This window comes from Streptomyces sp. NPDC051987, from assembly GCF_040680735.1.
Classification (GTDB): Bacteria; Actinomycetota; Actinomycetes; order Streptomycetales; family Streptomycetaceae; genus Streptomyces.
The window spans coordinates 92,177-116,222 of the sequence record NZ_JBFAXI010000009.1; the positions used below are offsets into that span (position 1 = coordinate 92,177).

The window sequence follows — 24,046 nt, forward strand, 5'->3', positions numbered from 1 at the left end:
AGGGCAGGGGTGATCAACCCGGTGGGGGCAGGGGTGATCGGCCCGACGACGTGAGCGGAGACGTCAGGTGGGCTGGGTGCGGGGAAGGGTCAGCAGGCGGTCGCGCCGAGGGCGGGGAGCACCACGGCGTCGATGTACGACAGCAGGAAGGCCTGGGTGGGCGGCTGCTCGTCGATCAGCGACCGGGCGGCGAATCCACCGATCATCATGTGCATCACGAAGTCGATCGCCGGGTTGTCCGCACGGACCTCGCCGCGGTCGACCGCCCGTTGCAGCACCCGACGGAACTGCGCCGTCTCGGGTTCGATCAGGTGCTCCTTGAACGCCTGCAGGAGATCCGGGTTGCCGTGGATCGCCATGGCGAGCCCGCGCATCAGCGCGGAGTTCTGCTCCAGATCGCAGTCGTCCGAGCGCAGCGTGAGGGCGTGCAGGTCGCCGCGGAGCGAACCGGTGTCGACCTCGCCGAGAGCGGCTCCCGGCTTGCTGTGGCGGACCGCCTTGGCCACCAGCTCGGCCTTCCCGCCCCACTGGCGGTAGAGGGTGGCCTTGCTGGACTTGGTGCGGGCGGCGACGGCGTCCATGGTGAGGGCGTCGTAACCGACCTCGCGGAGCAGGTCGAGCACGGCGCCGTACAGCTCGGCCTCGCGCTCGGGCGTGATCCGACTGCGACGCGCCGTTGCGACCTCAGTCATGCCACTCACCCTCCGTTGCTCCGTCGGCATCCCGTGTGTACACCTCGACGATACCCTGCGATCTACAGAAACGAAACCGTTTCGTACGTGTGCTGTCTCACGGCGCCGAGCAGGACCGGAGCCGCCACGAGTTGCTGGCCTCCCGCACCAGGAAAAGCATGGGGAGGTGAGCTATCTGCGCATGCCCCATCTCAGCGGCGACCTGCTCTGCTTCGTGGCCGAGGACGACCTCTGGCTCACCTCGCTCGACGCCCCCGGCCGCGCCTGGCGGCTCAGCGTCGACCGCACCAAGGTCGGCCATCCGCGCTTCTCCCCCGACGGCCGCCGGATCGCGTACACGAGCTGGCGGAGCCTGGTGCCCGAGATCCACCTGGCCGACGTCGACGGCGGCCCCGGCCGGCAGCTGACGTACTGGGGCAGCGCCGACACCCAGGTGTGCGGCTGGACGCCCGAGGGGGACATCCTGGCGGTCGCCTCGCACGGGCAGCCGTTCTCCTACTTCACCTGGGCCTACAAGGTGTCCCCGGACGGCGACCCGGGGCGCAAGCTGCCCTGGGGGCCGGTCGCCGAGATCCAGGTCGCCGACATCGGGGACGACCGCAGGACCCTGCTGCTCACCGGCACCCCGCCGCACGAACCGGCCGGCTGGAAGCGCTACCGCGGCGGCGCCATGGGCCGGCTGTGGCTGCACGGACGGCGCCTGCTCGACGACATCGGCGGCCACCTCTGCTCACCGATGTTCGTCGGCGGCCGGATCGCCTTCCTCTCCGACCACGAGGGCGTCGGCAACCTCTACTCCTGCGCCCACGACGGCTCCGACCTGCGCCGGCACACCGACCACGACGCCTTCTACGCCCGGCACGCCGCCAGCGACGGCACCCGGGTGGTCTACCAGTGCGCGGGCGACCTGTGGCTCGTCGACGACCTCGGCCCGGACGCGGCACCGCGCAGGCTCGACGTCCGCCTCTCCGGACCCCGGGCCGGGCGCCGCCCCTACCAGGTGCCGGCCGCGCAGCACGTCGACGGCGTCTCGGTGGACGAGACCGGCCGGGCCAGCGCCGTCGTCGTACGGGGCAGCCTGTACTGGCTCACCCACCGCGACGGTCCCGCCCGCACCATCGCGGACACGCCGGGGGTGCGGGTGCGGCTCCCGGAGATGCTCGGCTCGACCGGGCAGATCGCGTACGTCACCGACGCCGGCGGCGAGGACGCCGTCGAGATCGCCCACCTGCCCCGGGCGACCGGTGCCCGCCCACCGCGGCGGCTGGCCTGCGGGAAGCTGGGCCGGGTGCTCGAACTGGTCTCCGACCCCTTGGGCGAACGACTGGCCGTGGCGGCCCACGACGGCCGGCTGCTGCTGATCGACGCGACCGAGGAGGTCGAGGTCGTCGAGGGGGCCGACGAGTCCACCGCCGGCCTCGACCGGGCCGGTACCGCCGCAGGCGCCGCGGCCGTCGACCGGGCCGGTACCGCCGCAGGCGCCGTCGGCGAGGACGCCGTCGACGGCACGTCCTCCGCCGACGTGGTCACCGAGCTGATCCGGTCGATCAACGGACCGGTCCGCGATCTGGCCTTCTCGCCGGACGGCTCATGGCTGACCTGGTCGCATCCGGGCATCGGCCGCACGCTCCGGCAGATCAAGCTGGCCCGCATCAGCGACCACCTCGTCATCGACGTCACCAACGGCCGCTTCGAGGACGAGAACCCGGTCTTCACCAGCGACGGCCGCTACCTCGCCTTCCTCTCCTGGCGCGGCTTCGACCCGGTCTACGACGTGCACACCGGTGACCTGTCCTTCCCGCTGGGCTGCCGCCCCTACCTGGTCCCGCTCTCCTCGGCGACCCCCTCCCCCTTCGCCCTGAACCCGGACGGGCGCCCGGCCGCCGGCGGCCTGGACCCCGTGGAGGACGAGGAACCCGGCGAGGGCGGCGCGGTGACGGTCGAGGTCGAGGGACTGGAGAGCCGGGTGACCCCGTTCCCGGTCACCGCCTCCAAGTACTCGGCGCTGTACCCGGTCGCGGGCGGCGGCCTGGTCTGGCTGCGCTGGCCGATCTCCGGCGCGCTGGGCGAGACCTTCGTCAACCCGGCCGACACCAGCGGCCGGCCGACCCTGGAGCACTTCAGCATCAGCAAGGCGAAGAAGTCCGAACTCGTGGACCACCTCGACTGGTTCACGGTCAGCGGCGACGGCAGCCGGCTGGTCGTGGTGGACGAGGGCGAGCTGCGGGCCGTGCCGTCGACCGAGTCCGGCGACGGCGACACGACCGTCTGGATCGACCTGCGCCGCATCCTGCACGAGGTCGACCCGCCCGCCGAGTGGCGCCAGGCGTACGCCGAGGCCGGCCGCCTGATCCGCGACTACTTCTGGGACCCCGGGATGTGCGGCATCGACTGGGACGGCGTGCTCGACCAGTACCGCCCGCTGCTCGAACGGGTCGCCTCCCCCGACGACTTCGCCGACCTCCTCCGGGAGGTCCTCGGTGAACTGGGCACCTCGCACGCCTACGTCACCCCGGCCCGCCGCAACGAGGGGCCGCCGCACTACCAGCGCCTCCAGGGGCTGCTCGGCGCCAACTTCGTCCACCGGGAGGGTGGTTGGACCGTCAAGCGGATCCTGCCCGGCGACTCCTCCGACTCCAGGGCGCGGTCCCCGCTCGCGGGCACCGGCATCCGGGAGGGCGCCGTCCTCACCCACGTGGACGGCCGGCCGGTGGACCCGGTGACCGGGCCGTTCCCGCTGCTCGCGGGGGCGGGGGCCACGACGGTGGAGCTGACGTTCGCCCCCGGCGAGGGCGAGTCGGGGCCGCCGCGCCGCGTGGCCGTCCTCCCGCTGATCGACGAACGGCCGCTGCGCTACCAGGACTGGGTGGCCAAACGCCGTGAGGTGGTACGGGAGCTGAGCGGCGGCAAGTGCGGCTACCTGCACATCCCGGACATGGGCGGCTCGGGCTGGGCCCAGTTCAACCGCGATCTGCGCGGGGAGGTCTCCCGGCCCGCGCTCATCGTCGACGTGCGCGGCAACGCGGGCGGCCACATCAGCGAACTCGTCGTGGAGAAGCTCACCCGGACCATCCTCGGCTGGGACCTGACGCGGAACGCCCAGCCGGTGTCGTACGCCTCCAACGCCCCGCGCGGTCCGATCGTGGCGCTCACCGACGAGGCCACCTCCTCCGACGGCGACATGATCACGGCCGCGATCAGGCTGCTGCGGCTCGGTCCGGTGGTCGGGCAGCGCACCTGGGGCGGAGTGGTCGGCATGACCGGGCGGCACCAGCTGGGCGACGGCACGGTGATCACGGTGCCGATGAACGCGGCCTGGTTCGAGGAGTACGGCTGGTCCGTCGAGAACCACGGCGTCGCCCCCGACCGCGAGGTCCTGCGCACGCCCCTGGACTGGGCGGAGGGCCGCCACGTGGAGATGGACGAGGCCATCCAGCTCGCCCTGGACCTCCTGACCGACCACCCGGCAGCCGTCCCCCCCGACTACAGCCAGTCCCCCGACAGATCCCGCCCCAAGCTTCCCCCGAGGTCTTCCTGACACACCGGGGAGCGTCCCGGCGTGAAGGGGCGCGGGGAACTGCGCGACAAGCCCCCACCCGCCCGCACCCGCCACCCCCACCGCACCCCCTCCCCCGGGGCGAAAAAACGCAGGGCACCCTCCATCGAGAAGGGCGCCCCGCGCCTGTCGGTCAAGCCAAGTGCAACGACTACGCGTCGTAGTCCTGGTCGAACCGCTCCTGCATCTCCTGCTCCGCGTCGTCCAGGTTCTGACGCCCGCGCTCAGTCATCTGCCGCCCGCGCTCCTGCGTCTGCTGGCCACGCTGCGGAGAGTGCTGCGGGGCGTGCTGGGCACCGCCCTGCTGGCCACGCTGCTGCGTCTGCTGGCCGCGCTGCTGCGCCGTCTGCTGGCCTTCGTGCGTCTTCTGCTTGGCCTGTCCCTGGATCTTTCCGGCCTTGTCCTTCATACCCATGTGGGTTCACTCCTGTGGAGGGTGAGGGGAATCGGCCCTCAGTGGGGCCTCGACCAGGTTCACACGGGCCGACCACGCTCGCATGTCGATCAGTGACGGTGCGTAGCGCGCGCCTCCTCGTCAGCGGCCCCACCTGCGCCGACGAGCCCCGTGCGGACGCCCCGCAGGCGGGGTGCGAACCTCTTCATCTCGCGCTGCCCGACCGTGCCGATCACCGCCGGCAGGTACCCGCGCACCCCCTGCATCCCGCGCAGCCACCCCTGCCCGTACACATGCGCCGAGCGCCGCTCGATGCCGGCCACGATCCGGTCGACGGCCGGACCCAGCGGATACGTCTTGTTCGCCGGCCACGGCAGCCGCTGCCGCAACTCCCGCATCACCTCGTCCTGGTCGGCGCCGCGCACCATGTCGGTGTCCGTCCAGGACAGGTACCCGACCCCGACCCGCACCCCCTGGTGTCCTACCTCGGCGCGCAGGCTGTGCGCGTACGCCTCCACGCCCGCCTTGGACGCGCAGTACGCCGTCATCATCGGCGCCGGCGTGATCGCGGCCAGTGAGGCGATCTGCAGCAGGTAACCGCGGCTCTCGGTGAGGGCGGGGAGGAACGCACGCGCCGTCACCGCCGAACCGACCAGGTTGACCTCGATCACCCGCCGCCAGGCCTCGGGGTCCGAGTCGGCGAACGGACCGCCGTTCGCCACCCCGGCGTTGGCCACCACGATGTCGACCTTCCCGAACCGCTCCTTGACCTCCCGGGCGACCCGGCTCATCGCCTCGTGGTCGGTGACGTCGGCGTACCAGTACGCGCTGTCGGTGTGCAGCCTGCCGGAGACCTGCTTGAGCGCCTCCTCCTCCAGCCCGACCAGGGCGAGCTTCGCCCCGCGCGCGGAGAGCTTGCGGGCGAGCAACTCGCCGACGCCGCGCGCCGCTCCGGTCACGACGGCCACCTGTCCTTCGAGTCCGACCCTGCTCATGAGCCCTCCTTGATCCGCTCCGGCCCGTCGGCGCGGGCCTGTTCGGGGGTGCCGTCCAGATACGTGGTGACCAGTTCCCGGATCGTCGCGTTGACCAGCTCCGGCGCCTCGACCGGAGTCATGTGGCCGATGCCCGGCAGCTCGGTCAGGCCGAGGCAGTGCGGCAGCGCGGCGGCCAGCGCGCGGGCGTGCACGGGGGGCGTGAGCCGGTCGGCCGCGCCGGTGACGACCGCGGTGGGCACCCGCAACTCCCGTACGCCGTGGTCGAGGTCGAGCCGTGCGAGGACATCCGCCCAGGCGTGCCGGACGGCGGGCGGGCACGCGTGCACGATCCGGGCGCACGCCTCCACCATGTGCGGGTCCGAACCCGGGCCCATGGTCGCGTACGCGAGGACGCGCCGCGCGAGGGGCGTGACGGGCCCGAGCGGGGCGCGCGAGGCCAGCACCCGCGCCGTCAGCCAGGTGCGCGGGCCGCCGGCCCGCAGGGGCAGGACCAGCGCCTCCGCCACCAGCCGGGAACTGCCGGTGCTGCACAGCAGGACGGCGGCGGCGTGCTCGCGGAAGCGGGGACGCTCGGCGGCCGCCATGACCGTCATGCCGCCCATGGAGTGGCCGACGACCACGGCACGTTCCCTGCGGGCGAGGGTCTGCGCGAGCACCGCTTCGAGGTCGTCCGCCAGCGCCCGGGTGGTGCACGCGGGGCTCGCGGGACTGCGCCCGTGCCCCCTCTGGTCGTAGGCGATGACCCGGTGGTCGACGGCCAGTTCCCGGGTCTGCGCCGCCCAGAACGCGGTCGAGCAGGTCCAGCCGTGGGCGAGGACGACGGGAGGCGCGTCCTCGGGTCCGTGCACCTCGGCGTGGAGCCGGGCGCCGTCGGCGGAGACGACGGTGAGTTCGCGCGCCGGGGCGGGCGGGGCGTACGGCCCGCTGGTCACGTGGGCGAGACGGCTCACGCGCCCACCTCCGCGCCGGCCATGTCACTGCCGCTGCCGCTCGGCGGGGCCGGGCGGATCACGTCGTACTCCGCGAGGTCCACCCGCCGCGTCGCGCGCCGGAACTCCGTGGTCGTGCCGGGCCAGATGGTGGTGTTGCGGCCGCTCGCGTCCAGGTACCAGCTGGTGCAGCCGCCGGTGTTCCAGACGGTGCGCTTCATGCGCTCCTGGACCTTGCGGTTCCAGGCGGCCACCGCGGCGGGGCGCGCGTCCAGGGCCGCCCGTCCGCCGAGGACGCGGAGCTGGCGCAGGTAGTCGGCCAGGTAGTTCAGCTGGGACTCGATCATGAGGATCATGGAGGAGTTCCCGAGGCCGGTGTTGGGCCCGATGATCGTCATCCAGTTGGGGAACCCGGCGGCCGAGGCACCGCGCAGCGCCTCCATGCCGCCCTTCCAGGCCTCCGCGAGGGTCCGTCCGTCGGCGCCGACGACCCGCTCGGCGATGGGCATGTCGGTGACGTGGAAGCCGGTGCCGAAGATGATCGCGTCGACCTCGGCGGTGCTGCCGTCGGCGGCGACGAGCGTCGATCCGCGCACCTCCTCCAGCCCGCTCGCCACCACGTCCACGTTCCGCTGGGCCAGCGCCGGATAGTAGGAGCTGGAGAGCAGGATCCGCTTGCAGCCGATGCGGTAGTCCGGCGTGAGTCTGGCGCGCAGCGCGGGGTCCTTGATCGCGCGGGCCATGTTCCGCCTGGCGAGGCTCTCCACCAGGCCGAGTTCGTCGGGGTGCTTGGTGAACGCCTGGACCTGGAGCTCCCGGATCCCCCACAGGAGCCCGCGCCGGGCCTGGGTGGTGAAGGGGAGCGCCCGGTGCAGTCGGCGCTCGGCGGCGCTGATGGCCCGGTCGACGCGGGGCATCACCCACGGAGGGGTGCGCTGGAAGAGGGTGAGCCGCGCGACCTCGGGCTGGACGGCCGGCACGATCTGGATGGCGGAGGCGCCGGTGCCCACCATGGCGACCCGCTTGCCGCGCAGGTCGTAGTCGTGGTCCCAGCGGGCGGAGTGGAAGACCTTGCCGGGGAACGAGTCCAGCCCCGGGATCTCGGGGATCCTGGGGTCGGACAGCGGCCCGGTGGCGGAGACCACGACGTCGGCGGAGAAGGCGCCGGCGGCGGTCTCGATGTCCCAGCGCAGCTGCGCCGGATCCCAGGTCATCCGCTGGACCTCGGCGTCGAAGCGGAGGTGGGGCCGGAGCCCGAACACGTCGGCCACGTGCTCCAGATAGGCGCGGATGTGCTCCTGCCCGGAGAAGGTGCGGGGCCAGTCCGGGTTGGGCGCGAAGGAGAAGGAGTACAGGTGGGAGGGGACGTCGCAGGCGCACCCGGGGTAGCTGTTGTCCCGCCAGGTGCCGCCGACGCTGCCGGCCCGTTCCAGGACGACGAAGTCGGTGATCCCCTCCCTGCGCAACCGCACGGCCGCGCCCAGCCCGCCGAACCCGGACCCGATCACCGCCACTCGTACATGCTCGTGCTGGGCCATCCCGGAGCCTCCACACCTCGCCCGTGATTACGCCAGTGAACACTGGCACGGTTGGACTGTAGAACAGCTCCGTACCGATGGGTAGGCCCCGGAAGGACGAAGTTACCGGCGGTACAACATAGGCTGCGCACGTGGCAGACCAGGACGCGCGAAACACCTCGACGGCCTCCGGCCAGGGCGGCGGACGCGAGTACCGCATGGCGGAACTGGCCGCCCTGGCCGGCATCACCGTGCGCACGCTGCGCTTCTACCGCGAGCGCAAGCTGATCGGGCCACCCCGCCGCGAGGGCCGTATCGCCTGGTACGACGACCACCACCTGGCCCGGCTGCGGACGATCTCGGCGCTCCTGGACCGCGGCCACACCCTGAACGGCATCGCCGAACTGGCGGAGGCCCTCGACCACGGCAAGGACGTCGCCGAACTCCTCGGAGTGGACGCCCCCACCGAGGAGGAGCCGGTCCGCCTGACCCCCGAGGAACTCGCCGCCCGCTTCGAGGGCGAGGTCACCCCGGAGAACCTCGCCGCCGCCATGGAACTCGGCTACCTCGGGACCGACGGCGACGACATCGTGCACATCAGCCGCCGCCTGCTGGACGCCTCCTCGGCGCTGGTCCGCGAGGGCTTCCCGCTCGCGGAGGTCCTGGCGGCCGGCCGCGGCGTCCGCGAGCACGCCGACGCGCTCGCCGACCTCTTCGCCGACCTCGTCCTGCGCCACGGCCCCGAGGAGGACATGGAACGCCTGCGGCCACTGGCCCGGAGCGTGGTGGAGGCGGAGGTGTCCCTGGCCCTGGACCGCAGAATGCGGAGGAAACCGCAGGAAGGACCGGTCAGAGGTCGTACACGACGGTGACCGGCGCGTGGTCGGACCACCGCTCGCCGTGCGTGGCCGCCCGCTCCACGAAGCCCTTGACCGCCTTGCCGGCGAGACCGGGCGTGGCCACCTGGTAGTCGATGCGCCACCCTGAATCGCTGTCGAAGGCCCGTCCCCGGTAGGACCACCAGGTGTACGGCCCCTCGACCTCGGGATGCAGCGAGCGCACCACGTCGACGTACCCGCCGTCGGCCGGGTCCAGGACGCTGCCGAGCCACTCGCGCTCCTCGGGGAGGAAGCCGGAGTTCTTGGTGTTGCCGCGCCAGTTCTTCAGGTCGGCCTGCCGGTGGGCGATGTTCCAGTCGCCGCAGACGACGACCTCCCGCCCGTCGGCGGCGGCCCGCTCGCGCAGGCCCTTCAGGTAGGCGAGGAACTCGCCCATGAAGCGGTACTTCTCGTCCTGCCGCTCGGTGCCCACCTCGCCGGAGGGCAGGTAGAGGGAGGCGACGGTGACCCCGGGCAGGTCGGCCTCGACGTAGCGCCCGCTCGCGTCGAACTCGTCCGACCCGAAGCCGACGCGCACGTGATCCGGCTCACGCCGGGTGTACAGGGAGACGCCCGCGCGCCCCTTGGCGGCCGCGGGAGCGTGCACCACGTGCCAGCCGCCGGGCGCGCGCACCTCTTCCGGGAGCTGCTGCGGCTCCGCGCGCACCTCCTGCAGGCAGAGCACGTCCGCGGAGGTCTCCGCGAGCCACTCCACGAAGCCCTTCTTCGCGGCGGCCCGCAGTCCGTTCACATTCACCGAGGTCACTGTCAGCACGCCGGAACGATACCGGCACACTGGACGGAGTCCGGATGTCCACCGCGGTCTCCCGCCTGCACGAATATACGATGCCCCACATGAACATACGCCGGGTTGCCTTCGACCACCCCGACGCCGTGAAGCTGAACGACGAGGTCCAGGCCGAGTACCAGCGGCGCTACGGCGACGGGGGCGACGCCACCGTCCTCGGCACGGCCGACTTCGAGCCGCCGAACGGCGTCTACCTGATCGCGTACGACGAGTCCGACCGCCCCGTGGCCACCGGCGGCTGGCGCAGCCAGGACGCGAACGGCGAGGGCAACGAGGACGGCGACGCCGAGCTCAAGCGCATGTTCGTCGTGGAGGCGATGCGCGGCCGGGGCCTGGCCCGCCGCATGCTCGCGGCCCTGGAGGCCGACGCCCGCGCGGCCGGCCGCCTCCGCATGGTCCTGGAGACCGGCACCAAGCAGCCGGAGGCCATCGGCCTCTACACCTCCAGCGGTTACGCACCGTGCGCCAAGTTCGGCTACTACCGCCACTACGAGTCGAGCCGCTGCTTCGCGAAGGCGCTGCGGGGGGACGGCGAGAGGGGTCTGTAGGGTCGTCCGATGAACCTTCTGCTGACGGCCAGCGGCCTGCGCAACGAGACGCTGCGGGATGCGCTGCGGGACATGCTGGGCAAGCCCTTCGGCTCGGCGAACGTCGTGTTCGTCCCCACGGCGTCCGTCGCCGAGCCCGGGGACCACGGGTGGGTCGTCGCGGACCTGAACCGGCTGCACGGGCTCGGCTGGCGGGAGTTCGACGTCCTGGAGCTGAACGGCCTGCCCCGGCCGATGGTGCTCGACCGCCTGCGCCGCGCCGACGTCGTCTACGTCGAGGGCGGCAACCACTACCACCTCGCGCGCAGCATCACCGGCAACGGCCTGGCCGACGGCTTCCTGGAGGCGCTGGAGGACCGGGTCTACGTGGGCGTCAGCGCCGGCTCGATGATCTTCAGCCGTCACCTCACCGGACACTCCGCCGACGTCATCGGGGACGCCGCGGACCTCCACGTGCTCGGCGCGACGACCGTGGAGCCGCCGTTCGGCCTCTTCGACTGGTACCTCAAGCCGCACCTGCACTCGCCGGACTTCCCCGAGCGGGACGACGCCTGGGCCGACCGCGTCGCCGCGCGGGCGGACTTCCCGATCTACTTCATCGACGACGAGACGGCCGTCCGCGTCAGGGACGGCGAGCAGGACGTCATCTCCGAAGGCCGGTGGCGGTTCCATCCCGGCGGATGACACAGGAGACCTGGCAAAACAGAACTGATTAGCGAAGAGTTGACGCAGATTCGGACATATAATCGCACTTATTAATTAAATAGACGATCCTCTTTCCAAGTGTGGCAATATCCGTCCAGCAACGGAGCAAGCGGGGGAGCCACCATGTCACCAGCCGGATCGGACTTCGGCCCAGAACTGCGCCGCAGAAGGGAGGAGTCCTCGCTGTCACTGGCCCGACTGGCCGACGCGGTCCACATCTCGAAGTCGTACCTGAGCAAGATCGAGCGGGGACTCGCCACCCCCACGGGCAGGATCGCCCGAGCGCTGGACACCAAGCTCGACGCGCGGGGAGAGCTCGCCGCGCTGCTGACGCCCGGTCCGCCCGGTCCGGCCGGGCAGGGCAACGGCGGCTTACCGTCCACGGACGCCGCCTCCTGGTCGTTCCACCTGCACGACGACGGGTCGGGCGACTTCACGTCCTACGCCCCGGCCGCCTCTCCGGCGGGACGCGCTCCCGCGGTCGTCGCCCACAGTTCCCTCACCCCTGGTCCGGTCAGGAACGCGCCACTGGAAGCGGTACTTCCGGCGTTCCGGGCCCTCTTCGACGAATGCCGCCGGCTCGGCCAGTTCTCCGGCCCGGCCGTGGTGATCCCGCTGGGCGTCACGGCGACCGCCACCCTCCGCGGCCTGGGACAGGGCACGGCGCTCGGGTGCCACAACGCCGCCCTGCGGCTCGCCGCGCGCTTCGCCGAGTACACCGGGTGGATGTGGCAGGAGGCCGGTGACGACCGCGCCGCGCGGTACTGGACCGACCACGCGGCCGGACTCGCCGAAGCCGCCGGGGATCAGGAGCTCGTGGCCTACACCCTGCTGAGGCAGGCCGAACTCGCGCTGTACCAGGACGACTCGCTGGCCACCGTCGAACTCGCCCGAGCGGCGGGCACACGCGCCCGAGGCCTGCGGGTCAGAGCACTGGCCGCGCAGCGCGAGGCCCAGGGACACGCGCTCCTCGGCGACGAGGACGCCTGCCGCCGGGCTCTGGACATCGGCGCCGGCCTCATGGACGAGTCCCAGCCGCAGCCGGACGGCGCCGCCGCTCTCGGCGGCACCCAGATCCCCGATCTCACCGCCTTCGTCGAAGCCTGGTGCCTACGGGAACTGGGCCGCCCGGACGACGCGGTCCCCCTGCTCGACACCGGCCGGCAGGCCTTCGCGCCGCACGCGGTCCGCGCCAGGGCCCGCCACACCGCGCGGCTGGCCCTGGCCCTGGCCGACGCCGGGGAGATCGAACGCGCCTGTGCGGTGGCCGAGTCCGTCGCCCGCGACGTCGTGGCGACCGACTCCGCCACCGTACGGACCGACGTGCGCCAGCTCCGGTCGGCGCTGACCAGGCGGAACGGGCACGCGGTGGTCCGTGACGTACTCCCCGTCATCGCCGCCAGCCTGAGCGGCGCCCCCGTACCCCGCGCACCCCGCGGGTCGGCGGACTGACCCGCACGGACACGGCGCAGGGCTCCGGACCCGCCGCGTCCCCCGCGCGCCGCGGCCCGGCGCGACCGGTACGTCGCGTCGGCACCCACATGCCCCTGCGGACCGTTTGTGTCCTGTTGCCGACAGAAGTGTCCCCAGGCAACACCGTTGACCCCCTTCGGGGCGACTGAAAATGTCAGGTTTACCGACCGCATTCAGCCTCTCTGCGGCTTTCACACCTGCCCGAGACGGACATGGCGAACCAGCCGTCTCTTCCATCGCGGAACGAGGAGCCCTGTGACCCCCTCTCTGTTCACCAACTTCCGTCGCGCGGACACGGGTTCCGTCGGCCCGCACATCGACACCAAGCTCCAGAGCGAGTTCGGCGCGCGGGCGGCGTTCCGGGACCAGCGCAGCCTCCCCAAGGGCCACGACTTCCGTGACCAGCTCGAACGAGCCATCAGGAAGTGCGACCTCCTGCTGGTGGTCATGGGAGACCGCTGGGCCTCCGTACGGGACACCGCGGGCCGCCGTCTCATCGACCGTGAGGACGACTGGGTGCGCCGGGAGATCGCGCTCGCCGGCACGTACAAGCTGCCCGTCATCCCCATCCTGGTCGACCAGGCGCAGCTCCCGGACGCGGACGAACTCCCCGAGGACATCCGGTACCTGGCGTACCGGCAGGCCGTCTACTTCCGCCCGCACCAGGAGCACATCGACTTCCCTCCGCTCCTCGCCGCGATCCGCGAGGCCGTCCCCGGTCTGGGGCCCACCCGACGCGGCGGGAGCGGGGGCGCGGGCGGCACGGGGACCGGCGGCGGAGACACCTTCACCATCGAGCGGATGGACGGCAACGCCATCTTCGGCGGCCGGAACAACTCGATCAACCACCACGGCTCCAGCACCCCGCCCCCCTCGGCGGACGAGGAAGACGACGACCAGGAGCGCCCATGAGCACACCGGCGGACGATCACCGCGACGGCACCGGCCCCGCCGCCGACCCGGACCTCCCGGACCTTCAGGACGCGCAGGCTCCGCGTGGGCACGACGACACCCCCGAAGCGGCACCGCCCTCGGCCGCCGAGCCGGCGGGCGGCGCGCAGAGCCCGTCCTCCCCCGGCGGGTTCCCCGGGCAGGCAGCGAGCGGCAACACCCGGGACTCCCGCCAGGAGGCGGGGAGTTCCTCGTACTCCCCCGGCGCACGGTCGTCGGCGCCCCGTCCGTCCGCAGCCGTTCAGGACGAAGGCGAGGCGGTCGAGGAGATCTCCCGCGACCAGTTCTCCTTTCTCATCCGCCACTCCACCGGCACCGCGAACACCTACGGCGGACACCACAACACCGCGCTGTCGCTGAACCTGGCGGGCCCCCAGCCCGTCGAGTTCCAGCGGACCCCGCTGGACGTCCGGGACACGCAGCGCCGCCATCGCCTGCACACGCCGGTCCCCGATCACCAGTCGATGGCCGACTGCCTGAACACGCACCACCTCGCCCTGGTCACCGGGGCGCGCGGCACCGGACGGGACACCACGGCCCGGGTCCTGCTGGCCGACGCCTGCGGCGGTGACCGGGTGGCCGTTCTGCACAGCGGGGGTACGGGGCTGGCCCAGGCGCTGGCCGAACAGACCGACCGTCACCTCACCAAGGGCCATGGCGTCGTGCTGGACCTGGGCGCCGAACTGCCCGCACCGGCCGCCCTGGAGGCCCTGGCGCTGCGCGCGGAGCGGATCGGCGCCTACGTGGTGCTGATCTCGCAGAGCACCGGAGCCGAGATCGACGCTCTGTCGCCGTACGCGTTCCGGCACACCGCACCCGACCTGAAGGAGGTGCTCAGGGCCCATCTGGAGTCCGATCTGCAGCGGCACCGGACCGAGGACCACGGGGTGGACAAGTGCCCGCAGCACCCCCTGCGGGAGTTCCTGCACGGCGTGCTGCGAGACCCGCGCGTGGACGACGAGCTCCGGGCGAACCCGCCGGTCCGGGCGGTCGTCGCGCTGGCCGGCACACTGGCCGGGCACCTGCACTGCCCCGCCGAGGAACTCGGCCAGGCCTTCGGCGCCTGGCGCGACCGGCTGCGCACCCAGGCCAGGAACCTGCTCGGTCTGGGGACGGCGCCCGATGCGGCTCTCGGCCCTCACCAGCTGCCGTTGCGCCTCGCCTACGTGCTCTGCGACGGCCTGCCGCTGTCCGACTTCATCCGGGTGGGAACGCTGCTCTGTGACGAGGTGCAGCGGGCCGAGACCCGTGACGCCGCTCCCGAGCGCCGGGTCCTGGACCTGATCATCGACGAGTTGGCCGACACCGGGGCCGGCGTCGCCGCGACACCGGACGCCGGACTGTCCGACAATCCGCGCCGCGTCCGGCTCGCGGAGCCGGAACTGATGTCGACCGTGCTCGACGTCGTCTGGCACGGGCCGGGGTGGCTGCGCGCACCGCTGCTGCGGTGGCTGCGGACGCTCGCCGGGGACCGGCTGGAGCGGGTCCGGTCCCGGGCCGCCGTCATCGCCGGCCTCCTGTTGCGCCACGACGTCGACAGCGTCTACCGGGACCTCGTGCAGATCTGGGCCCGCGACACGTCCGCACGGGACCGGCAGCACGCCGCCCTGGCCCTCGCGGTGGCCGTCGAGGCGGAGGATCCCTGGCTGACCGCGCGGATCGACCGGCAGGTCGCCGACTGGGCCCGCAGCCCCAGCCCGCAGCTGCGGGACAGCGCGGCCCGGACCTACGGCACGCCGGTCGGCACCCGGGACGTGCCACGCACGCTGCGGGCCCTGGAGGCACTGGCCGGCAGGCGCACCCCCGTCCGCTACGCCTCCGTCGCCTACGCGACAGCCGCGCTGTTCCTGGCGCGCGGCGGCGCCGAGCCCGTCGCCGACGCGCTCGCCCGGTGGGTCAGGCGTCCGGACAACGACGTGTCCCCGCTCCGGCACGCGGTCGGGACCCTGATCGTGCTCGGGCCGTACACCGTCGGACCCGAACTGCCGTTCCGTCCGGTGCTCGCCGGACAGGCGATGGCGAGTCCCGAGCGGGAGGCGTCCCTCCTCCTGCTGTGGCGGCACGCGCTGCTCGACCCGGACTACGCGCGGCTGGCGTGGGCCCTGCTGGAGCAGTGGCTGCTGGCCGGTGACCGGGACAAGGAACTGCATCTGTTCCTGGAGGGGTTCGTCCCCGAGCTCGTGACGACCGAACGGCTCCTTCCCCGGGCCGGTTTCAACCTCGTCCGCATGGTGCGGCAGCACCCGGACGCCGCCTGCGCCCGCCGCGTCCTGCGCGCGATCCGCGCACGCCGGGCCTGACCCCGGCTCCCGATCCGCTTTCGACCCCATGACGAGTCCGACCGATCACAGGAGGATCAGCCCATGCCACGACGGCCCAAGGGCCTGCTCGCCACCCTGCGCGAAGCGGTACGCGCCTGGTGGCGTTCCAGGAACGGCGACGACACCGGCGAGCCCGGGACACCGGACGCCCGGTCCGACGACGACACCGAGGGAACGGGCCTCCGGAAGAAGGTGTCCGTGCAGTCGCCGCCCGTGGAGAACCCGCTCCTCATGGCGGCCCACGGTGACGTGTTCTCCTTCGAGGTCTTTCCCGCCTTCCAGTGGAGCAGCACGGAGATGTCCCGTGAGACCTTGAAGATCCGTGTCCGCCAGCACGAGGAGACGGCGCGGGAGGAACTGCTGCGGGTCGCGTGGACGGCCGCGCGCGCCTGCGCCGCGGACGACCCGGAGGCGGCCGAGCAGGCGATCAACGCCAAGCTCTCGGCAGAGGGCAACTGGTGCTACGACGACGTGCAGGGCCGCATCCGCTGCACGCCGTCGGTCCGGGTGCGGGTGGATCCGGCCGTGCGCGACCACGTGCTGCAGTACCGCCTGGAGGAGCTGACGCTCAAGGAGACGCTGCGGGTCGGCGAGTTCAGGGCGCAGCGGGCGCGCGAACTGACCGAGGCCTGGCTCGAGGTGATCAAGGACCTGGAGCTGATGCCCGAACTCGACGCGCACAAGCGGCGCCTGCTGGTGCCGTTCGCGTCGGCCTTCGCCGACGACGATTTCCACGTGGCGATGTCGGCGCTGCGCAAGGAGCGTCTCACCAGCGTCCAGGCCCTGCTGCGGGCACTCGAGGGCGCCGGCGGGGCGCACCAGCGGGCGGGCATGTACGAGTTCGCCTCCATGTACGACGCGGCGCTCAACGCCTTCCGCAACGAGATGGGCCTCGGCCCGGCTTCCTGGGCCGGGGACCTGGTCATGACGGAGGAGTCGGACCTGTGAGAACGTCCCGTGCCACCCGCGCGGCCGGAGTCCTGGCGCCGGTCGTCCTGCTCGCCGGCCTGCTCGTCGGCTGCGGCGCCGACGATCCGCGGGCCGGCTGCGCCTGGATGAAGGACCAGGCCCCGGGCTCCGGCGCGGGCGGCACCGTGCTCCTGGTCGACGGCACCGCGTCGGTACGCGGTGCCGACGGCCCGGACTACTCCGGGGCGGTCGACGCCCTGGTGCGGCAGCGGGTGCAGGCGGGCGACACGTTCTCCCTCGGCACCTTCGCGGGCGCTCCCGGAGACGTCGACTGGGCCTTCCAGAAGCGCTCCGCCGACTGGCGCAGGAGCGCCCGGGCGTCCGGCCGGCGGAACTCCAACCGGGATCACGCGGTCACCTGCCTCACCGAGGACGTCACCACCGCTCAGCACGCGGTTCCCGGCCGCGCCGGTACGGATGTCCTGGGCGCCCTGGCGACGGGCGTCGGCCTGCTCCAGGGGGTCCAGGGGCCGCGGCGGCTGGTGGTGCTGACCGACGGCCTGTCGACCACCGGCTGCGCGGACCTGCGCCAGGCCGCCTTCGGCTCCGAGTCGGAGATCAAGGCCATCGCGTCGGTGTGCGCCACCAGGGGCGAGTTCTCCGAACTGCCGGACCTGACCGGCGTCGGTGTCACGTTCGTGGGTCTGGGCCACTCCGCCGGAGACCAGCCGTCGGCCGACCGGACCCAGCGTGCCTGGCTGGCCCGCCTGTGGAAGACGCTCTGCGCGCGGGCGGGCGGGACGGGGACGTCGTGCGTCGCCGCCGACACCCCGGTCGGTTCGGCGCCCGCCCCGGACGCCACCGGCCCGGTCCCGGGCGACCCGCGGGTGCCCTACCAGGACGGCCGCTCCCGGACGTATCCGCTGCCGGGCGCCGCGTTGTTCGACACCGACTCGGCGGGGCTGCGCCCGGCGGCCACGGCGCCGCTCACCGAGATCGCCGTCCGGGCGCGCACCACACCCGGACTCGACCGCGTCGAGGTCGACGGCTACGTCGACCCGCGCGGCGGCTCCGGCAACGACCGGTCGCTCTCCCAGAGCCGCGCCGACGCGGTGGCCAGGGCGCTCGTCCAGCACGGTGTGCCCGGGGCACGCGTCGAGGCGCACGGCCGCGGGGTGTCCCCGGGGTGCCCCGTCGACGGGTCCACCGCTGACATGTCCGCCAAGGAACGGCTCCAGTGCGACCGCCGGGTGGACATCCGAATCTTCTGGAAGTGAGGTCGGACGCAAAGCCATGAACGTGAACGGCAGCAACGGTTCGGGACCGGCGGGTCCGCGCGAGTCGCCGATACGGTGCACCAGACCCCTCCTCCCGCTCGTGGGCCCGAACGGTCCGCGCCCGACGGGACGTCCGGTGGACCCGGTGGACAGCCAGGAGCACGCGGCGCTGACGCGCGCCTTCACCCGGAGCAACTCCGGCCTGGCCAAGGCCCAGGCCTCACTGGGTGAGATGGGCGACGCTCTCCACGAGACGTTCCAGTCCGCGCGGGAGGCGATCGACGCGGTGAGGTGGTTCGCGGCCCACCGCTCCTCGGGCCAGGCACGGGACGACGTGCGGGAGGTACGGGATCGGCACGCCGCGGACGGGCCGGAGGACCGACGCCTGGGACGGCAGCCATGGGTGTGGCTCCGGTGGGTCATGCTCGTGCTCAGCGCGCTGTTCGAGCTGCCCTTCGTCGGGGAGGCCGTGGTCCTGCTCCTGGACCTGCCGGACCCGGACGGCTTGTGGAACACCGCGATCCACGCGTTCGGCTACCTGGCCGCGATCGGGGTGTCCGGCCTCCAGTTCGCCATGGCCTCCGTGCTCGCCCGCTCGCTCTTCCGGCTGCGGGAGCGCAACGACCGCCGTGTCGAACGCGTGCGCCGCGGCCCGCGGGACGCGTGGCGGCACCTGTGGCGGCTCGACGGCCCGCGGTCGGAGACCCGGCGGCCCCACGACCTTCCCTGGCCCGGCCTGACGCTGCCGCTGCTCGGCAACGCGCTGCTCGTCGGCCTCCTCGCGGCGACCGCCCACAGCCGCGCGAAGCAGAGCAACCAGGTCACCGTGACCTTCGGGGACAACGGCTACCTCATGGCGGTCTTCGTCCTCACCGCTCTCAGCCTGGCCACCCTGACCACGGCCGTCCTCGCGCACAATCCCTACGCGGAGAGCCACAAAGCGGCGAAGAAGGCCCTGTCCGGCGCCGAGGAACGGGTTCGGAGCATGGTGCCGGCGGCGCGCGAGCGGATCACCGCGCACAGCGCGTCCTGGCACCGGCTGTTCGCCGCGATCGAGCGCGCCGCGGCCGAAGCGCGCCAGGTGGTGGACGACGCCTGCGCCGCGATCGTCGACGAGCGGGCCGAGTCCGGGCTGGCCGGCACGCTGCGGCTGCCGCTGCGGGAGTACGCCCTGCCGGTCGACGAGGAACACAGCGGAAACGCGACGCCCCGACTGCGCCTGGACATCCTGGACCACTGCACCGACCTGCTGAACCAGTACGCCCCGCATCTGCTGGAGGACCAGCTGGAGGACCTCGTCGACGAACTGCATCGCCAGTTCCTGATCCCGGGCGGGCCGCCGGCCACCCGAGCACCGGCGCCGGCCGAATGACCCGACGGCCGGACCTGAGTGAGCAGGACGTCAAACACCTGGAGCTGCTGCAGAGCGTGATCTCCCGGCTCGGCAACAACTCCTTCCTCGTCAAGGGCTGGTGCATCACGCTCGACAGCACGCTGATCGCCGTGACGAACGGCCGCCCGCCGTGGAAGACGATTCCGGTGGCCGTGACCGTGGCGATCGGGTTCTGGCTGCTCGACGGCTACTACCTTCGTCAGGAGCGGCTGTTCCGCGGCCTGCACGAGAAGGTCGCCACCGGCGGGGAGGGTTCTCCGCCCCCGTTCACGATGGACGCCCACCGTTACGGTGGCGAAGCGCCCTGGCCGCCCGTGCTGCTGTCCCGGCCGATGCTGTTCTGCTACGGGTCGCTCATCATCGCGGGCAGTCTGCTGATCCTCTTGCTGAGCTGACCCTCGCTGTCCCGCGCCCCGGCGCGCCGACCCCCGCCGCGGCGCGCTCACGGCTCAGCGCCAGGCGGGGCGGGGGGCCGTCCACGGCAACCTCCGCACGCCCCGCCGACGCGGGCCGTCCTCGGCCGCGGGGGGCGTCCACGGCAGGACGATCCCGTCTCCGTGCCGGCGCGGCACGACGTGGACATGAAGATGCGGAACCGTCTGCGTGGCGACCGCGCCGCGGGAAGTGATCACATTGCAGTCGCCCACCTCACCGGCGAGTTCGGCGGCGTGCCGCATCGTCATCGCGGAAACGGCAGGATCGGCCGCCACGTCCGGGACATGCGTCTTGGGCAGCACGAGCACATGGCCCGGGGTGACGCCTCCGCCCCGCGGACTGATGGCCAGTGCGCCCTCCCACTCACGGACGAGGCGCGCGGGTGCGACTCCTCGGACGATGCGGCAGAACGGGCAGTCACTGTCGGGAAGCCGGTCGTCCGCGGGCATCCCGAGCGCCGTGGCGCGATCCCTCGCTCGCTGGTCCATCGCTCCTCCAAGCGCCGTTCACCTCACGCCGGTGCACCCGGCCACCGTACGGCGCCCGAGTCCGAAACCCGGCACTCCGCCCACGGGGCGGTGACGACGAACAGGCCCCGAAAACGACGAAATCCCGACCGATCATGTAGATCGACGGGATCTCGCCAACCGCCCTCAAGTCACCTTGAGAACAGTTGATGCAGTGGACCTGAGGGGATTTGAACCCCTGGCCCCCTCGATGCGAACGAGGTGCGCTACCGGACTGCGCCACAGGCCCTTGCAACGAGTGAAACTCTAGCATCCCCGTCGGGGTGCTTGGAAATCCGTTCCCTGACTGGTCAGCGCGGGGTGCCGAGACGCCTCGCGCTGACGGCCTCGGGTCATTCGTTGGCCGCGCGCGGGCGGTCGCCGTCCTCGTACTGGTCGAAGAGGGGCGTGCGGCCGCGCTCGCGGGCCCGGCGGGCGGAGGCCGCCCGGCGGGCGTCGGTCCGGCCGTCGGCCGTCCGGTCGTCGTCGGCTGTGTCGGCGTCGTCGGCCGGTGCCGGCTCCGGCGCCTCGGCCTCGGGCGCCGCCGGCCTGGTCTCCTGCTCCGGGGCGACGGCACTGGAGCGCGCCGAGCTCCACGCGTCCGGCGCCCCCAGGTCCACGTCGGAGGTGGCGCGCGGCGCGACCGGCGCGGTCACGTAGGTCGGCAGGGGCACCGGCACCGGGTCCCAGCTGTCGCCGTGCCCGGGGCGGCGCTGCCGCTCGCGCTGCTGGTCGACCCACTCGGCGTGGTCGGTCTGCTCGACGAGGGCGCGCCGGTCGGCAGCGAGGGCGGACAGACCGGGGTCGGTCCCGGTCCCTGGTCCCTCCTCCGGTTCGTCCGCGCCGGCCTCCGGGTCGACGGGCGGGCGGCGGCGCGGCTGGCGCTCCCGCAACCGCTGTGCGGCGGCCTCCGCCTGACGCCGGTCCATCTGGTAGGCGAAGCGCCGGCGCTCCTGCGCGCGCAGGTAGGCGATGTAGGCGCTGAGCATGACGGCGGGCACACCCGGTGCCCACAGGAACGCGAGCCCGCCCACGGCGGCGACGATCGCGCCGAGGGTGAAGGCGACGAAGAGCAGCACGGTGGTGCGCCGACGGCGGGCGAGCGCCTTCGACCGCCGGGCGCGTTCCGCGGCCGCCTGCGCGGAGGGCGCGCGCCGCGGGGTCGGAATCGGCTTGCGGGCGGGCCTGGCGCCGGAGTTGGGCGCCGCCGGAGGGACGGACACGGACGCCGCGGCGGACGCGGACGCCGGGGTGGCGGCCGGCGCCGGGGCGGGCGCGGAGCCGGTCTGACGGCGGGGCGTGGAAGGAGACTTGGCCGCCTCCGGTGCCTGCTCCGCCTGGACGTCCGCCCGGACCTGACGGCGGGTCGGGGGCATGGCGAAGGCCCGGACGTCCACCGACTCGGTGACGGCGTCCGGATCGCCGGCGTCCTGCTCCCCCTCCGAGGCGGAGCGCGCCCGCAGGTCCCTGGCGTACCGGCGCTCCATCCCCGCCCGTCCGGACAGCAGCCGGATGGCGGTGCTGAAGCGTTCCGTCGGACGGGCCTCGTTCAGCTCGTCCTGCCTACGGAGCCACATCGGCACCAAGTAGGCGGCCCAGGCCCCGACAATGACTGCGTAGATGAGGCCGCTGCTGCTCACGTCTCACACGGTAGAGGGGTTTGCGTGGGGCCATCTGCCAATTGCGTCGGTGTGTCGCACGATCCGGCTGATATTTCGAGCATTTTTTTGGACCGATGCGATCAGCAGGCCACCCGAGCCGCGAATTCAATGCCCCGAGACGGTCAAGAACCGATCAATTTCGAACACACATTCAATTTGCGAGCTAGCCGGGATTCCCTGGGGTGCTCTGCGGATCGCGAGGACCGGAGCCGTGCGGCGGGGGGCCCGCCGGCCCCGGCGCCTTCGCCGGCGCGCTCTGGGAGCGGGCACGCTGCCAGCGGGCGAGCAGCCCCTCCGGCACCTCCTCCGCGGTGAGGGCGTAGACCAGGTGGTCGCGCCAGGCGCCGTCGATGTGCAGATAACGCGGCCGCAGCCCCTCCTCGCGGAATCCGAGTTTCTCCACCACCCGGCGGCTGGGCCGGTTCTCCGGGCGAATGCAGACCTCGATGCGGTGCAGACCCACGGTGCGGAAACAGTGGTCCACCACGAGCGCGACGGCCGTCGGCATCACCCCGCGGCCGGCCACCGACCGGTCCACCCAGTAGCCGACGTGCCCCGAGCACATCGACCCCCAGGTGATCCCGGCGACCGTCAACTGCCCCACCAGCCGCCCCTGGTACTCGATGACGAAGGGCAGCATGCGGCCGGCGTTCGCCTCGGACCGCAGGTGCCGGACCATCTGCCGGTAGGTCGGCCGGTGCGCTATCGGCCCGCTGGGCGTGGGCGGCGGGATGGTCGCCTCCCACGGGCGCAGCCAGTCCCGGTTGCGCCGGTTGACCTCGCGCCACTCCCGCTGGTCGCGCACCCTTATGGGCCGGAGGACGACATCGCCGTCCACCAGCACGACGGGCCAGGATGAGCCGTTCAGCTCGCACCCCCACTGCCGGTTCCCGGGTGGTCGCCGCCGCGGATCTGGTCGACGGCGTGCGCCAGCAGCGGTTCCAGGACGGCGAGACCGTCCCGCACCCCGCCGGTGGACCCGGGAAGGTTGACGATCAGTGTCCGGCCCGCCACTCCGGCCAGGCCCCTGGACAGCGCGGCGGTGGGCACCTTGCCGCGTCCGAACGCCCGGACGGCCTCGGCGATGCCCGGCACCTCGTAGTCGAGCACCGCGCGGGTCGCCTCCGGCGTGCGGTCGGTGGGCGAGACGCCGGTGCCGCCGGTGGTGACGACGACGTCGTACCCGGCCTCGACGCCGGCGCGCAGCGCGGCCGCCACGGGGTCCCCGTCGGGCACGACCCGCGGCCCGTCCACACTGAAGCCGAGCGCCGTCAGGCCCGCCGCGAGCAGCGGACCGCCCCGGTCCTCGTAGGCGCCGGCGGCGGCGCGGTTCGAAGCGGTCACGACCAGCGCGCGGTACGGCGCGCGCGGCGCACCACCGGCGGACGGTCCGGCGCTCACGGCCTGCTCCAGTCGCCCGACTTCCCGCCCGTCTTCTCCTCCACGCGTACGTCCGTGATGACCGCTCCCTTGTCGACCGCCTTGACCATGTCGATCACCGTGAGCGCCGCGACGGAGACCGCCGTGAGGGCCTCCATCTCGACTCCCGTGCGGTCCGTGGTCTTCACCGTGGCCAGGATCTCCACCGCGTCGTCCGCGACCGACAGATCCAGTTTCACACCGGAGAGGGCCAGAGGGTGACACAGCGGGATCAGCTCCGGGGTGCGTTTGGCGCCCATGATCCCGGCGATGCGCGCGGTGGCGAGGGCGTCGCCCTTCGGCACCCCCTCGCCGCGCAGCAGTTCGACCACGCGGGGCGAGACGAGGACGCGTCCGCTCGCGCGGGCGGTGCGCGCGGTCACGTCCTTGCCGGAGACGTCGACCATGCGGGCCGCGCCCGCGTCGTCGAGGTGCGTCAGTCGGTCTGGCGCCTCTGGCACAGAGCGTCCAGAGGGTCCAGAGGGTCCGGGGGTGTCCCCCCGGAAGGGCTCAGTCATGCTGTGTGGCGCTCCCGGTCCTGGCCCGTCGCGGTGCGGCGCTCGGGCCTGCTGTGCGCGACACGGTACCGCCACGGCGACCCGGACCAGCGCGCAGGACCGCCCGGCGGACGGGGACGGGCGGCGGACGGGGACGGGGACGGGCGGCGGGGACGGGC

General features: G+C 72.9%; 22 protein-coding genes and 1 tRNA gene. 11 read left to right on the top strand and 12 right to left on the bottom strand.

Translation table 11 applies throughout. The annotated features are described in order from the left end of the window. Nucleotides 1-89: 89 nt before the first annotated feature. Nucleotides 90-692: a TetR/AcrR family transcriptional regulator gene (locus AB0M11_RS07765; protein WP_365702482.1), complete on the bottom strand. Its 603-nt coding sequence runs from the start codon at nucleotides 690-692 to the stop codon at nucleotides 90-92. A gap of 166 nt (nucleotides 693-858) precedes the next feature. Between AB0M11_RS07765 and AB0M11_RS07770 the strand changes: the two genes are divergently transcribed. After that, nucleotides 859-4,230 carry a S41 family peptidase gene (locus AB0M11_RS07770; protein ID WP_365702484.1) on the top strand — a complete coding sequence of 1,124 codons (3,372 nt, stop codon included), beginning with the start codon at nucleotides 859-861 and terminating at the stop codon, nucleotides 4,228-4,230. Between the two features lie 169 nt (nucleotides 4,231-4,399). Here AB0M11_RS07770 and AB0M11_RS07775 read toward each other — a convergent pair whose 3' ends face one another. From AB0M11_RS07775 to AB0M11_RS07790, 4 genes are all read right to left on the bottom strand, one after another. After that, nucleotides 4,400-4,663, bottom strand: coding sequence for a hypothetical protein (locus tag AB0M11_RS07775; RefSeq protein WP_365702486.1), 264 nt, complete (start codon nucleotides 4,661-4,663; stop codon nucleotides 4,400-4,402). 89 nt (nucleotides 4,664-4,752) lie between these two features. Further along, nucleotides 4,753-5,637 carry an SDR family oxidoreductase gene (locus AB0M11_RS07780; RefSeq protein ID WP_365702488.1) on the bottom strand — a complete coding sequence of 295 codons (885 nt, stop codon included), beginning with the start codon at nucleotides 5,635-5,637 and terminating at the stop codon, nucleotides 4,753-4,755. Then, nucleotides 5,634-6,590 carry an alpha/beta hydrolase gene (locus tag AB0M11_RS07785; RefSeq protein WP_365702490.1) on the bottom strand — a complete coding sequence of 319 codons (957 nt, stop codon included), beginning with the start codon at nucleotides 6,588-6,590 and terminating at the stop codon, nucleotides 5,634-5,636. Before AB0M11_RS07785 ends, AB0M11_RS07780 begins: the two co-directional genes overlap by 4 nt. Next, nucleotides 6,587-8,107, bottom strand: a complete 1,521-nt coding sequence (locus tag AB0M11_RS07790) for an NAD(P)/FAD-dependent oxidoreductase (RefSeq protein ID WP_365702492.1) — start codon at nucleotides 8,105-8,107, stop codon at nucleotides 6,587-6,589. The genes AB0M11_RS07785 and AB0M11_RS07790 overlap by 4 nt, the downstream gene beginning before the upstream one ends. A 197-nt stretch (nucleotides 8,108-8,304) precedes the next feature. Between AB0M11_RS07790 and AB0M11_RS07795 the strand changes: the two genes are divergently transcribed. Then, nucleotides 8,305-8,958, top strand: a complete 654-nt coding sequence (locus AB0M11_RS07795) for a MerR family transcriptional regulator (protein ID WP_365702613.1) — start codon at nucleotides 8,305-8,307, stop codon at nucleotides 8,956-8,958. Here AB0M11_RS07795 and AB0M11_RS07800 read toward each other — a convergent pair. Further along, complete coding sequence (locus AB0M11_RS07800; protein WP_365702495.1) at nucleotides 8,936-9,739, bottom strand: exodeoxyribonuclease III; 804 nt, start codon at nucleotides 9,737-9,739, stop codon at nucleotides 8,936-8,938. The genes AB0M11_RS07795 and AB0M11_RS07800 overlap by 23 nt on opposite strands. Before the next feature lie 80 nt (nucleotides 9,740-9,819). Between AB0M11_RS07800 and AB0M11_RS07805 the strand changes: the two genes are divergently transcribed. The 9 genes from AB0M11_RS07805 (at nucleotide 9,820) to AB0M11_RS07845 (ending at nucleotide 19,744) form a co-directional block, all read left to right on the top strand. Then, nucleotides 9,820-10,320 carry a GNAT family N-acetyltransferase gene (locus AB0M11_RS07805; protein ID WP_365702497.1) on the top strand — a complete coding sequence of 167 codons (501 nt, stop codon included), beginning with the start codon at nucleotides 9,820-9,822 and terminating at the stop codon, nucleotides 10,318-10,320. Nucleotides 10,321-10,329: 9 nt separating this feature from the next. Next, nucleotides 10,330-11,004, top strand: a complete 675-nt coding sequence (locus AB0M11_RS07810) for a Type 1 glutamine amidotransferase-like domain-containing protein (RefSeq protein ID WP_365702499.1) — start codon at nucleotides 10,330-10,332, stop codon at nucleotides 11,002-11,004. 144 nt (nucleotides 11,005-11,148) lie between these two features. Next, nucleotides 11,149-12,477 carry a helix-turn-helix transcriptional regulator gene (locus AB0M11_RS07815; protein ID WP_365702501.1) on the top strand — a complete coding sequence of 443 codons (1,329 nt, stop codon included), beginning with the start codon at nucleotides 11,149-11,151 and terminating at the stop codon, nucleotides 12,475-12,477. A 276-nt stretch (nucleotides 12,478-12,753) separates the two neighbouring features. Beyond that, nucleotides 12,754-13,410, top strand: coding sequence for a toll/interleukin-1 receptor domain-containing protein (locus AB0M11_RS07820; protein WP_365702503.1), 657 nt, complete (start codon nucleotides 12,754-12,756; stop codon nucleotides 13,408-13,410). Then, nucleotides 13,407-15,749, top strand: a complete 2,343-nt coding sequence (locus tag AB0M11_RS07825; RefSeq protein WP_365702505.1) for a hypothetical protein — start codon at nucleotides 13,407-13,409, stop codon at nucleotides 15,747-15,749. Before AB0M11_RS07820 ends, AB0M11_RS07825 begins: the two co-directional genes overlap by 4 nt. Nucleotides 15,750-15,812: 63 nt before the next feature. Continuing rightward, nucleotides 15,813-16,718: a hypothetical protein gene (locus AB0M11_RS07830; protein ID WP_365702507.1), complete on the top strand. Its 906-nt coding sequence runs from the start codon at nucleotides 15,813-15,815 to the stop codon at nucleotides 16,716-16,718. Next, on the top strand, nucleotides 16,715-17,956 hold the full coding sequence (locus tag AB0M11_RS07835; protein WP_365702510.1) for an OmpA family protein: 1,242 nt from the start codon (nucleotides 16,715-16,717) through the stop codon (nucleotides 17,954-17,956). Before AB0M11_RS07830 ends, AB0M11_RS07835 begins: the two co-directional genes overlap by 4 nt. Nucleotides 17,957-18,101: 145 nt before the next feature. Next, nucleotides 18,102-19,328 carry a hypothetical protein gene (locus AB0M11_RS07840; protein WP_365702512.1) on the top strand — a complete coding sequence of 409 codons (1,227 nt, stop codon included), beginning with the start codon at nucleotides 18,102-18,104 and terminating at the stop codon, nucleotides 19,326-19,328. After that, nucleotides 19,325-19,744, top strand: coding sequence for a hypothetical protein (locus tag AB0M11_RS07845; protein WP_365702514.1), 420 nt, complete (start codon nucleotides 19,325-19,327; stop codon nucleotides 19,742-19,744). Before AB0M11_RS07840 ends, AB0M11_RS07845 begins: the two co-directional genes overlap by 4 nt. Before the next feature lie 54 nt (nucleotides 19,745-19,798). On the opposite strand, the gene AB0M11_RS07850 is transcribed toward AB0M11_RS07845, so the two are convergent. From AB0M11_RS07850 to moaC, 6 genes are all read right to left on the bottom strand, one after another. Further along, on the bottom strand, nucleotides 19,799-20,272 hold the full coding sequence (locus tag AB0M11_RS07850) for an HIT domain-containing protein (RefSeq protein WP_365702516.1): 474 nt from the start codon (nucleotides 20,270-20,272) through the stop codon (nucleotides 19,799-19,801). Nucleotides 20,273-20,466: 194 nt separating this feature from the next. Beyond that, nucleotides 20,467-20,540, bottom strand: a tRNA-Ala gene (locus tag AB0M11_RS07855). 103 nt (nucleotides 20,541-20,643) lie between these two features. Further along, on the bottom strand, nucleotides 20,644-21,930 hold the full coding sequence (glpR, locus tag AB0M11_RS07860; RefSeq protein WP_365702518.1) for a gephyrin-like molybdotransferase receptor GlpR: 1,287 nt from the start codon (nucleotides 21,928-21,930) through the stop codon (nucleotides 20,644-20,646). 184 nt (nucleotides 21,931-22,114) lie between these two features. Continuing rightward, entirely contained in the window at nucleotides 22,115-22,795 is a 681-nt protein-coding gene (locus AB0M11_RS07865) for a GNAT family protein (protein WP_365702520.1), read from the bottom strand. Between the two features lie 20 nt (nucleotides 22,796-22,815). Continuing rightward, entirely contained in the window at nucleotides 22,816-23,352 is a 537-nt protein-coding gene (locus tag AB0M11_RS07870; RefSeq protein WP_365702522.1) for a molybdenum cofactor synthesis domain-containing protein, read from the bottom strand. Then, nucleotides 23,349-23,888 carry a cyclic pyranopterin monophosphate synthase MoaC gene (gene moaC / locus AB0M11_RS07875; RefSeq protein ID WP_365702524.1) on the bottom strand — a complete coding sequence of 180 codons (540 nt, stop codon included), beginning with the start codon at nucleotides 23,886-23,888 and terminating at the stop codon, nucleotides 23,349-23,351. The genes AB0M11_RS07870 and moaC overlap by 4 nt, the downstream gene beginning before the upstream one ends. Nucleotides 23,889-24,046 lie beyond the last annotated feature (158 nt).